The following is an 11,528-nucleotide window of genomic DNA, read 5'->3' as shown; positions in this document are numbered from 1 at the left end:
TCCATTCGATCGGCCGCGTTCGGAGACCGCAACCCACCGACCGATCCGACCGGTGTCTTTCACCGACGAACCCGTCGAAGCCCGTTCGTCTCGGCCTTGGCCGAATTATCGCTTCCACCGGCCGTTAATATAACGAAACGATTAGTAGATGACAGAAAGGTAGGGTATCTGTTAGCTCACTTCTCACTCGACGACGGGGTTCGTCAACGTGCCGATCCCTTCGACTTCGACGTCGACGGAGTCACCGGACTCGAGCAGTTCCGGCGGTTCGCGGAAGATACCGACGCCGCCGGGCGTGCCGGTCGAGATGACGTCGCCGGGACGGAGCGTCATCGCCGAACTGATGTACTCGACGAGGTCGTCGACGTCGAAAATGAACTCTTCCGTGTTCGAGCGCTGTTTGACGTCGCCGTTGACGCGACACTCGACGTCGACGGCGTTGGGATCGATCTCCTCGTCGGTGACGAGCGCCGGCCCCATCGGGCCGAACGTGTCGTAGCTCTTGCCGCGGTAGAACTGTCCGTCCTCGAACTGGGCGTCACGGCCGCTGACGTCGTTGATCGCCGTGTAGCCTGCGACGTAGTCGCGGGCGTCCTCGGCGTCGACGTCGACCGCGGTCCGACCGATGACGACGCCGAGTTCGACCTCGTAGTCGACCTGTTCGACGTCCTCGGGGTGGACGATTGGCGCCCCCGGATCGGTAACGCTCGTCGAGGCTTTGCCGAATAGCATCGGCTTCTCGGGCGGTTCCTCGTCCTGTTCTTCGGCGTGATCGTAGTAGTTCAACCCGACGCAGACGATCTTCCCAGGGTTCCCAACGGGGGCCAGGAAGTCGACTTCGTCGGCGTCGACGGTCGCGTACGCGCCGCGTTCGACGGCGCTCTCGACCGACGCGCGATACTGCGGGTTCGCTAGATCTTCGTACGACGGATTACCCGACGGGGAACTCGAGAGCGAGTGGATCTCCTCGTCTGTCTGAACTCCCCACTGTGGGCCGCCGCCGCGGGTGTATCGGACGAAACGCATCACTCGAACCGTTACGCGCCGAGGGTATGAACGTTACGTTAGTGAATCTCGCGCGAACCCGGGTTCGGAACCTTCTAGATGTCCGAGAGGTGGGCCGAATGGTTCGTCTGGAGGTACTGTCCGATCACGCTTCCGTGTCGTACTCCTCGAACAGCGCCACGAGTTGCGTCGAACGCATCGATAACATCTTCGTCTGGACGGACATCTCACCGAGCGCGAGCGTCTGTTCTTCGGCGATGGCCGCGACGCGTTCTGCCTCCTCGACGTTCTCACCGCTTGCCGCCGCCACGTCCTCCGCGATCGATGCGATCTCCTCGGTGCTCGAGGCCTGGTGATCGGTGGCCTCGTTGATCTCGGAAACGCCGTCGACGGTCTGCTCGACGTGCTCCTCGACGGACTCGAGCGAGTCGATCCCGTCGTCGAACGCCGCCATTCCGTCCTCGATCACCGCCTGCATCGCCGTGATCTCGGTCACCGTCTTCCGGGTCTGTTCCTGTGCGTCGGCGATCATACGTTCGATCTCGTCAGTCGCCTCCTGTGTCTGTTCAGCGAGACCTTTGACCTCGCTCGCGACGACCGCGAAGCCGGCGCCGTCTTCGCTCGCCTTCGCGGCCTCGATCGAGGCGTTGAGCGCGAGAATGTTCGTCTGGTCGGCGATGTCGTCGATCGTGTCGACGACCTGCCCGATCTCCACCATCTGCTCGTCGAGTTCGTCGACGGTCCCGACGACCTCGTCGATCCGGTCTTCGGTCCGCTCGATCGCTCCGTAGGCGTCCCGGCCCGCCTCGAGTCCCTCGGCCGTCCGACGTTCGGTCTCTCTGGCCTGGGCCGTGATCTGATCGGTCGAGGCGGCGATCTCCTCGATCGTCGCCGACAGGTCGTCGATCTCCTCGACGATGGTCCGGATCTGGTCGTGTTGTTCGTGGGAGACGTCGGACATTCCCTGGACCGCCTCGGCCACGTTCTCACTCGCGCTCTGTACGGCCTCCGTCGCGGATACGACCTGCTCGGCGGACCCGACGAGCCCGGAACTGAACTGCGACGCCGTCGCAGTCGTCGTCTCGAAGACGTCGAGCAACTCGTTTTGTCTCCTCGAGAAGGCTATCAACGACTCGGACGGGGCGTCCTCGTCGAGACGCCGGTCGAAGTCGCCCACGAGGGCGGCGTCGACGGTCTCGCGACTGCGATCGACGTACGCGTCGTACGCCTCGAGAATCGCGTCGTCCGATCCGGCGTTTCGAGCGCCGCTGCCGTCGGCGAGAACCGATCCGTGGCTCTCACTCGGGGCCGCCTCGACCGCGGTGGGTGCAGGCGATCGCGCGACGTCGTTCACGTCGGTCGGTCGCTCGGCTACTGCTCGCATCACGTACCGATAGCTAGCCAAGAGTGCGATTACGGCCGCGGCGATTCCGAGTACGCTCGCCGCGAGTCGGCCACGGCCGCCCAGCGTCGCGACGACGATCGCCTGAAAGAGACCGTGGACGAACTGAACGCCGAGGGCGAGGCCGACCCGCCGGCGAACCGGCGTGCTCATGGCTGTGCCCTCTCTCGAGCGGGTTGCATAGTTGATCTGTTTCAGGACGACGAATAAACGCTTCGGCCGTCTCGAGGAAAACGCTTCGACCGTCTCGAGGAATCGAGTTCGCCGAATGTCCGCTCTTCGCCCCGAGTTCGAGCGACGCTACCTGGCTGGATCGAGCACCTGTACCGGATGGGTCGGCCGGCGCTCGAGCAACGAACCCAACTGCTCGTGACAGGAGGTACCGGAGGCGACGACGGCCCGATCTGCGGTCTCCGGGGCGGTGAACTGCCGTTTTAGCCGTTCACCGACCGCCATACTCAACTCGTAGTACTCCCGTTTGTACCCGAAACTGCCGGCCATTCCACAACACTCGACGTCCGAGGCCGCCACGTCGAAGCCGGCGCGTTCGAGGACGGTCGTGGTGTACTGCTCGAGGCCGAGCGTTCGTTGCTGGCAGTGGCTGTGGTAGGCCAGCCGGCGATCGCTCCCCGGTGTTCGGAGGGCGTCGACGTCCGCGCCGTTCTCGAGCAGGCCGAAGACGTACTCGAGGATCTCGTAACTCCCCTCGGAGATTGTCTCGTAGTCGGTCGGTGCGAGCAGTTTCTCGTACTCGCCACGGAACATCGCAAGGTCGCTCGGCTCGATCACGACGACGTCGTACTCCTCGGCGAGGTACGGCCCGAGTGCCTCCGAAACCGCTTCGGCTTTGCCCTCGGCCGTCGAAATCATCCCCTGGGAGAGCGGCGCTCGCCCGGAGCCCGGCACGTCCGGGACCGCCACCGGGACGCCGAGGGCCTCGAGGACGCGAACTGCGGCCTTCCCGCGGTCGACTTGGACGTGGTTCGTGTAGACGTCGGGATAGAGCAGGGCTCGCCTGTCGCCCTCGAGTTCGTCGACGCGGGCGCGGTCGGCACGCCGCCTCGAGGCGGCCTCGCCACCCCGACCCTGGAACCAGTCGACGAGCGTTTCGCGTTGGAACGCCGGCAGTTCGCGCCGGCTATCGACGCCGAGGACACGCTCCATGACCGTCGCCGAACCCGGAAGCTTCGTCGCCACATTCGAGACGGGGGCGGTCGCGCTCCCGACTTTGGCGAGCGTCTCGAAGTTGCCGAAAAAGCGCTTCTGGAGCGGGTAGCCCGCGGCTTCCTCGTCGGGAACGAGCCCGTCGACGAGGTGGTCGAACCGGCCTCGATCCGCGCCGTTGGCGATCCGGTTTCTGACGACCGTATTGATCCACGGGATGTCGATTTTGACCGGACACTGGTTCACACAGCGCGAACAGCCGGTACAGAGGTCGTTGAACTCGGCGGCGCTGTCTTCGCCGTGGACGCCGGCCTCCCAGCCGGTCCCGATGCCCCCGGAGTAGGTCTCGCCACCGAAGCCGTGGCCGCCGACCTGCTGGAAGTTCGCACACGAGTTGAGACAGGCCGAACACCTGATACAGCGAAGCGTCTCGCGCAACTGCTCGTCGTCGCGCATCGCCATCCGACCGTTGTCGAGCAACACGAGGTGGAACTCCCCGTCGTCGTCGGTCCCGTCGACGATCGGCTCGTCGCCTTCCGCCGGAAGCGACGGCGTGTCGACCGGCGGCGTCAGAAGCGAGACGTAGGAGGTGATGTCCTGACCCGTCCCCGACCGCCCGATCAACTCGACGAATGGTTGGAGCTCTCTGAACGTCGGAACGATCTTCTCGACGCCCGCCACAGCGACGTGAGTGTCGGGAACGGCGACCGTCTTCCGCGCGTTGCCCTCGCTCGTCACCAGCGCCATCGTCCCCGTATCCGCCGTGAGGAAGTTCGCGCCCGTGATTCCGACGTCGGCTTCTTCGATGTGTTCGCCCAGGACGTCGCGAGCGAACGTCGTCAACTCGTCGGCCGTCTCGAGCGGTTCCTCGAGGTCGTAGTACTCGTTGAACAAGGTCGCGATCTCCGCGCGGGACTTGTGGATCGCGGGTGCGACGATGTGGGAGGGCGCCTCCTCTGCCACCTGTAGGACGAACTCGCCGAGGTCGGTCTCCCAGACCTCCGCGCCGGCGGACTCGAGACGGTCGTTGAGTTCGATCTCCTCGGTCGTCATCGACTTCGACTTGACGACCGTCTCGGCTTCCTTCTCGCGGACGACTCGCTCGACGTATGCGTTCGCGTCTGTCGCGTCCTCTGCGAGGTAGACGGTGCCGCCGTTTTCTTCGACGGTTTCGGTGAGCTGTTCGATCAGCTCGGGGAGGCGATCGATCGCGTCGTCTTTGATCGCCATGGCGCGATCTTTCAGCCCCTCGTAGCCCTCGAGGCGCTCGGTGGTCTCGTAGCGCCCCTCGTTGAAGCCGAGTGTGTTGTGCTCGACGCTGTCCCCTTCGGTCTCGAGGAGGTGCCTGATGTGGGCCGCCTTCCGTTCACGCTCTGCGGCCATCAGTCGCCCTCCTCCGGTTCGGTTGCCTCGTCGTCCGTGGTCGTTTCGCTTACCGCGTCGTTCGCCTCTCCCACCGCCGTCTCGTCGTCCGCCGGCGCGTCCGTCTCGACAATGACCACGTGAACCTCCCGTGGCCCGTGGACGCCGTGGACGAGCGCGCCCATGTCCGCGGTCGCGCTCGGTCCGGTCGCGAGGATCGCGTCGGCGGCTTCGTCCTCGAAGATCGGCGCGAGTTCGTCGAACGCGGTCGCCATGTCGTCGACGACGTCTCGCTCGCGAACGACGACGACGTGGCGCTCGGGAAACAGCGCCGCCAGTTCGTCGACGCCCGCCGTCGATCGCAACACGACCGTTCCGTAGGCGGCGATTCCGAGCGTCGCACCCGTGACGCCGGTCGCCGCCTCGAGCAGTTGCTCGCGGGTCGGATCGAACGTCACCGGGACGTCCTCGAGCGATACGTCGTCGAAGGGAAGCGCCGCGCCGACTGCGGGACCGGTGAGGAGGTCGCTCACCGTCCGTGAAACCTCCGCAGGCGTCGTTCGAACGGTCGACGCCGTCGACCGCTTTACCGCGTCCTCGAACGTCTCGAGACGAGTTGTCATCGTCCGAGTGTTCGCGACGACGACCATTGTTCTTTCGTCTACGGACGCCCGCGCCGGCGACGACTTCTTCGACGGTCGATCGCCCGCTCGAGGCGTCGATGGCCCGTTCGACGGTCGCTCACCCGCTCAAGGCGTCGACGACCGCGTCGGCGGCCGCTTTCGGGCCTCGATCGTCGGCGAGGAACGTCGCCATGGTCGTGATCAGTTCCACGCGACGGCTCGGCCGAATGCCGGTTCCTCGCGTCGCCATGACCTCCGCCGAGGCGTTCCGGTAGTTGGCCATCTGGCGTCGGAAGAACTCGTCGTAGCCGTCCATCGGGACGTCCGTTCGCGGCGGAAGCGCCCCGCGAACCCGCGTAAACCGCTCGAGCGCCCGTTTGGAGCCGGCGTGTGCGACCACGGCTCGCGCGGCATCCGGCTGGTCGGTCGTCGTCGGCACCATCAGCGAGTCCATCACGACCTGGAAGACGTCGTGGGTTCCGGGAAACGCCACGGCGCCCCAGTCCTCTCCGTAGGCGAAGCCGTCCCGGTTGTTGAGCACGCCCGCGGCCCAGTCGCCCATGCAGTAGAACGCGGCTTCGCCGCCGGCAAAGCGCTCGAGGGCGGGTTGCCAGGAGTCGTAGGTCGCGTCGTCGGGAACGAACTCGCGGTAGCGCTCGAGAGACGCGAACGCATCGCGGATCACTCGCCGGTGGCGCGTTGGCCTCCCACCCCGGTAGATCTCCTCGTAAACCTCCGCGCCTCCGACGCTGGCGACGAGGGTATCCCAGACGTCGAACGCCGGCCAAGGGTGATTCTGGGGGAGCATGAACCCCGCGCTGTCGGTCGCGTCTTCGACCTGTTCCATCGCCTCGAGTAAGTCCTCCGGCCCGCGGATTCGTTCCGGGTCGACGCCGGCTCGACGGACGACGTCGACGTTGTAAAAGAGGTTGTTCTGGCGCTGGACGTTCAACGGCACCGCGTGGTAGCGTCCGTCGATGCTCGCCGCCTCCCGCGCGACGTCGACGAACGCGTCCTCGAACCCGGCCATCTCCCAGACGTCCGTGATGTCGGCGAGGACGCCGGCCTCCCAGTAGGGGACGAGGTTTGCTCCCGGCCAGTCGTCCCAGACGTCCGGCGGCGATCCGCGCAGGATGTCCGTCTTCGCTCGCATGCTGGTCTGGGGGTCCTCGGTCGTCCCGATTTCGACGGCCGGCAGTGCACCCTCCGCCGAGGCGATCAGTTCGTCCATCGCGGCGCTGTCGTCCCCGACGAAGTGATGGAGGACGCCGACGTCGCCGCGGACGCTCGCGTTTTCCGCCCTAACGTCCATGGGCTTCTCCGTCGAAATCCGATCTCTCGAGCGATCCGTTCCGGGCCGAGTCGCCGTCCGTGCTCGCCGGATCCACGACCGGTGGCACCGACGGGATCGGTAGCCCGCCCGGTCGGCGGCTGTGTCCCGTTCTCATGAGTAGTCGGGTTGTTCCGTGCTCGTGATAAGTGTACTGGCAGTTTCACGACCGTGGCGCGCCCGCGAATTCCGAAATCGGCCTCGAGCACCGAATAGGGCCCTCGAGCGCCCAAACGAAAGCGACATCGAGAGCCCAAACAGCTATGGGAACGCCACACCACGACTGATTCGTATGGCGCGAATCGCCTTTCACCTCCGGATCCAGGAGGGCAAACGAGAGGAGTACCGCGAGGAACACGAGAACGTCCCCGAGGCACTCGAGGAGGCCTACCTCGACTCCGGCGCCGGCCTCGAGACCTACAGCGTCTTCGAAGACGACGGCCACGTCTTCGGCTACATGGAACTCGCCGATCAGGACGTCATCGAGGACGTCATGGAGAACAGTCAGGCCCAGGCAGACTGGGGTGAGGTGATGGATCCCATCCTCGAGGACGACGCCGACATCTGGATGGACGAAGTGTATCGGATGATCTAGGCGGTGTTCGACGGGCGCCACTCGGAGGTGCGCGTGATCCCCGAGCGGGTCGGCGCGGCGCTCCGGGCGTTGCTCGAGTGAGTTCTCAGCAGACCGTCGGTGTCCCCTCACACCGAAAAACGATACGTGAGCGCCCCAGGCGAGGCAGTCACCGGACTCAGATCTCGTTTCGGATCGCCAGTTCGAGCGTGGCCGCGGTCAGTCGCGCGTTCGTCGCCTGGAGCGTAGCCGTGCCGCCGTTGAACGCCGGATCGATCGGTTGCCACCCCGTCGTGCGGATCACGTCCGCCTCAGTTGAAACCGTGATCGGATCGCCGGTCTCCGTCGTCGCCCCCGACTCGTCGGTCAAGGCGAGCCTGATCGCCGCGTCTCGATCGTCGTCCGCCGCGACGTCTGTTCCCCAGGGCCCCATTCCGTACTCGCCCAGTTCGGCGGCGTCGACCCACGACGAGTCGTCGAAGCCGGGATCAACCCACCCCTCGAGAGCCTCGCTGGCGACGCGCCAGTTCTCGTCGGTGTTCACTGTCACCGTTCCATCGGCGGTTCCAACCTCGAGACGTCCGATTAGGCCCGCGTAGTGACCGAACCGCTCGACCTCGATAGCGATCGTGTTCTCGCCGGCTTCCAACGCCGCCGTTACGTCGAGGATCGGTGCATGCTCCCACGAGTAGCGAGGTTCACCGTCGAAGCCGTCGTCGGATCGGCCCACCTCCTCTCCGTTGACGTATACCGTCGCCAAGTTGTCCGCCGTGAACACGAGCCGTGCGTCGTCGGGTTCCGCCTCGAGGTCGACGGTGGTGCGGAAGTACCGGTCGCCCTCGGCATCCAGGTCGTTCCAGTCCCACGCCGGATCGTCGTTGGGATACCAGATCCAGGACGAGTCCTCGAGGTCGAGCCCGCCCGTCGGCGAGATACGAGCGGTCACTCGGGCGAAAAGCGGTGTTGCAGGGGTCGATCGTACGATATCGAGTGTCGTCGGCGTATTCTCGAACGCCCCGCTCTCGATTCTCACTGGCGCGTCGACCTGCAATCCCGTCGAGTCGACCGGACACATCTGCGAGAGCGGCCTGTTTGCTGCCCCGGACGAGCCCCTGGGGGCGACCGTCTCCGCGAATCCGACCGGATCGGGGTAGGCTACCTCGAGGATACCCCCGGTCGCCGTCGCGGCCTCGCCATCGACTGTTCGAATCTGGACGTTAGCGAACCCGGCGCGGAACCCCTGAGGAACGGCCGTCCACGGCGTGGTAATCCCGTTCGCGTCGGCTGCGGCCGATTCGCCCGTGGTCGTTCCGTCTTCGCCCTGCAGTTTGATTCGTGCCTCGAGTGACCCCGCCGAGTCGGGATCGACCTCGAGGGTCGCACGGACGTACGCCGGCGTTCCGGGAACCGTCGTTTCGGTGAAGGCGAGCGCCGTGTTCGTGTCTTCGAACGAATCGGCGGCTGTGGTCGTCGACTCCACCAACTCGGTGGAGAGGCCAGTTGTCATCTCGTCGGCTTCCGACGAGAGGTCGATCGACCGTCGACTGCGGTTGAGCGTTTCGGGGTCGACATCCGTAATTCCGAGCAACGACCGCACACTCCAGGGAACGTCGCCGACGTTCTGCTGGTGATCGACGAAACTCAGAACGCGGTCGTCGCGCCAGCGGGCCGGATCGATGTGAACGTCGCTCCACGTCACGTTGCGCTTGTAGAGGACGGACGTCTGCCACTCGCCGTCGAGTTTCTCGATCAGCAACGGCCAGCTTCCGTGCTCGAAGTCACGGGTGAGTATGTGGACGTCGCCATCGTCACCAACGGCGATCCCCATCCGTCCGATTGGCGACGCGACCACGCCGCCGCCGCCGAGATCGATATCTGTCGTTCGATCAGTCGTGGCCTCGGTGATCCACTCGTCGCCGTCGAGATAGGCGTGAAACACTTGGGTGTTTCCGTCTGCGTCGTCGCGATAGTAGGCGACGTGTGGCTCGTTCGTCCGCGGATCGTAACTCGCCCAGCCCTGGTTGATGAAGTTGCTTCCCGGCTCGATCGGATCGACGACTTCCGTCGATCCGAACGTCATCGGAAGCTCGTAGCCTGTCCCGTCGCTTCGTTCCCAGCTCTGGCCGCCGTCGGTGCTGCGAGCGTAAGAGAGATCGACGTTCGTCTGGACGTCCCACGTCTCGCGCCAGTTGAAAAAGTAATGGAGGGTCCCGTCGTCGGACTGGATCAGATTCCACATGTAGGAATTGAACGCTTCTTCGCCGTCGATGAGCGGATGCTGGAGGGGTTCCCACGCCTCGGCATCGGGATCCCATCGATTGAGCATCCAGTTCCCGATGCCGGAGGCACCCTCCCGGTACCCCGCGAGCAACGTCCCGTCGCGGAGTCGAGTAAACTCGAGGTACGTCACGCTCGACTCGTTTTGTCCGGTCATGCCGACCTGTTCGGGACCGAACGAGGAGATGTCCTCGGGAGATTCGCTTCGACGCCACCGGATCGGCGAGTTGCGAGTGTTGTAGTTGATGAATACGTGGCCGTTGGGCCCGATACCGACGCCGGGCGTCCAGTGTCCGTCTCTGACGTCGATCTCGATACCGATCTCGTTTCGTTCCCAGTCGCCGTCCGGTAACGCCCGCACTGCGATGACCAGGTCGCCGGCGTGGGTCCAGTACGCAAAGTACTGCCTTCCCGCGTGCGTAATCAGCCGCGGCATAAACGGTGGCGTATCAGTCTGTGCGTTCCCCATCCCATACTCCGTGAGTACGCTCCTCGAGATCCCGGTCGCTCGAGATCGATCGTTTCCGGGACCCTTCCGGCCGGATCGGTCGGAGGCCACTTTCCGTTTGTCCGCCGTGGCCGAAGCTACGGTCCCGAGCGTCGTCAGGCTGAGTGCGCCCGTCGCAGCCAGGACGTTTCGTCGTCGTAGCAATGTGGTCGAATCGTGCTCTTCTCCCGTTTGCCGTCTCTCGGTCGAATCGTTTGTCATCGTCGTGTGTCTGATACTGATCTTTCTCGCGGCGGTCTCGGTCGACCGCAGGGTCCTGTTCTCCGATGACGGCGACGGTTCGCGGTCCGATCGGCCTCGTCGATCGAACGACTCGCAGACGGTCGGTCCGCTGATGGCCCGAAGAGAGACTCATTGGATCTCCTCAGCGCTCGCTCACCAGCCGATTGGGTGGCTGTCAACCGTTCGACGCCACTAACGGCTCCCACAACACTGGTAATAAGTGTACTGTATCGTTTTATAGAATATCCGGCGGAAACCGATCGAACTCGCTACTCGTTCGTGTAACCGCCGTCGACGTTGATCGCCTCACCCGTAATCCACGCCCCCTCCGCCGAGAGCAACATCGCGACGACGTTCCCGATCTCTTCGGGGCGTCCCATCCGGTCTAACGTATGGTTCTCGAGTGCATCCTCGAGCAGTTCCTCTTCGCTTTTGTCGGTCTGTTCGGCGTTCTCCGCGAGCCACTGCTGGACCATCGGCGTGTCCACGGTGCCAGGGTTGATCACGTTCACCCGGAGCCCGTCGTCGCCGACTTCCTTCGCGAGGGCCTTCGAGAACGCCAGGATGCCGGCCTTCGAGGCGGCGTAGGCGCCCTGGCCGGGAAACGGCCGAACCGCGGCTACGGACGCGATCGTGACGATCCCGCCCTCGGTACCACGCTCGATCATACGCGAGGCGGCTTCTTGAGCACAGAAGACGGCTCCCTTGACGTTGACCGCGAAGTGATCGTCGAGGTCGGCCTCGGTCGTCTCGAGTGCCGGAACCGCCCGCTGGATTCCGGCGTTGTTCGCGAGTCCCGAAACGGGGCCGAGTTCGTTTTCGGCCTCGTCGAACGCCGTCGAAACGGCTTCCCGGTCGGTGACGTCCACTTCGAGGACGAGCGCTTCGACGCCTTCCTCGCGAATCGCGTCGGCGGTCGCCGCGGCCGCGTCGACGTCCATGTCGAAAACAGTCACGCTCGCGCCCGCGCGAGCGAGGCGAACGGCGATTCCGCGACCGATTCCCCGTACACCGCCGGTGACGACCACGTGGTCGCCTGTGAGTCTGTCGTCGCTCATCGC

8 protein-coding genes are annotated in these 11,528 nt (G+C 64.9%); 1 reads left to right on the top strand and 7 read right to left on the bottom strand.

The window, feature by feature from the left end:
* Window positions 1-183 precede the first annotated feature (183 nt).
* The 5 genes from AB7C87_RS22275 to AB7C87_RS22255 all read right to left on the bottom strand — a co-directional run bounded on the left by AB7C87_RS22275 (window position 184) and on the right by AB7C87_RS22255 (window position 6,868).
* Window positions 184-1,026 carry a fumarylacetoacetate hydrolase family protein gene (locus AB7C87_RS22275; RefSeq protein WP_369731722.1) on the bottom strand — a complete coding sequence of 281 codons (843 nt, stop codon included), beginning with the start codon at window positions 1,024-1,026 and terminating at the stop codon, window positions 184-186.
* Window positions 1,027-1,150: 124 nt separating this feature from the next.
* Window positions 1,151-2,560, bottom strand: coding sequence for a methyl-accepting chemotaxis protein (locus AB7C87_RS22270; RefSeq protein ID WP_369731721.1), 1,410 nt, complete (start codon window positions 2,558-2,560; stop codon window positions 1,151-1,153).
* A 147-nt stretch (window positions 2,561-2,707) separates the two neighbouring features.
* The gene (locus AB7C87_RS22265; protein ID WP_369731720.1) at window positions 2,708-4,954 is read right to left on the bottom strand and encodes an LUD domain-containing protein; all 2,247 of its coding nucleotides are present in this window, start codon (window positions 4,952-4,954) and stop codon (window positions 2,708-2,710) included.
* A complete protein-coding gene (locus tag AB7C87_RS22260) occupies window positions 4,954-5,556 on the bottom strand; it encodes an LUD domain-containing protein (RefSeq protein ID WP_369731719.1) in 603 nt (200 codons plus the stop codon). The genes AB7C87_RS22265 and AB7C87_RS22260 overlap by 1 nt, the downstream gene beginning before the upstream one ends.
* A 118-nt stretch (window positions 5,557-5,674) precedes the next feature.
* Window positions 5,675-6,868 (bottom strand): ABC transporter substrate-binding protein, encoded by a 1,194-nt coding sequence (locus tag AB7C87_RS22255; RefSeq protein WP_369731718.1) that lies wholly within the window; start codon window positions 6,866-6,868, stop codon window positions 5,675-5,677.
* 310 nt (window positions 6,869-7,178) lie between these two features.
* Here AB7C87_RS22255 and AB7C87_RS22250 point away from each other — a divergent pair, with 310 nt between their 5' ends.
* Window positions 7,179-7,481, top strand: a complete 303-nt coding sequence (locus AB7C87_RS22250) for an L-rhamnose mutarotase (RefSeq protein WP_369731717.1) — start codon at window positions 7,179-7,181, stop codon at window positions 7,479-7,481.
* A 157-nt stretch (window positions 7,482-7,638) separates the two neighbouring features.
* On the opposite strand, the gene AB7C87_RS22245 is transcribed toward AB7C87_RS22250, so the two are convergent.
* Together AB7C87_RS22245 and AB7C87_RS22240 are read right to left on the bottom strand one after the other, a co-directional pair.
* The gene (locus AB7C87_RS22245) at window positions 7,639-10,206 is read right to left on the bottom strand and encodes a BNR-4 repeat-containing protein (protein ID WP_369731716.1); all 2,568 of its coding nucleotides are present in this window, start codon (window positions 10,204-10,206) and stop codon (window positions 7,639-7,641) included.
* A 530-nt stretch (window positions 10,207-10,736) separates the two neighbouring features.
* Window positions 10,737-11,525 carry an SDR family NAD(P)-dependent oxidoreductase gene (locus AB7C87_RS22240; RefSeq protein WP_369731715.1) on the bottom strand — a complete coding sequence of 263 codons (789 nt, stop codon included), beginning with the start codon at window positions 11,523-11,525 and terminating at the stop codon, window positions 10,737-10,739.
* Window positions 11,526-11,528 lie beyond the last annotated feature (3 nt).

Source organism: Natrarchaeobius versutus (genome assembly GCF_041205745.1).
Taxonomy (GTDB): Archaea; Halobacteriota; Halobacteria; order Halobacteriales; family Natrialbaceae; genus Natrarchaeobius; species Natrarchaeobius versutus.
The sequence above is the reverse complement of the archived record's forward strand: the minus strand, read 5'-3'. Positions and strand labels throughout refer to the sequence as shown.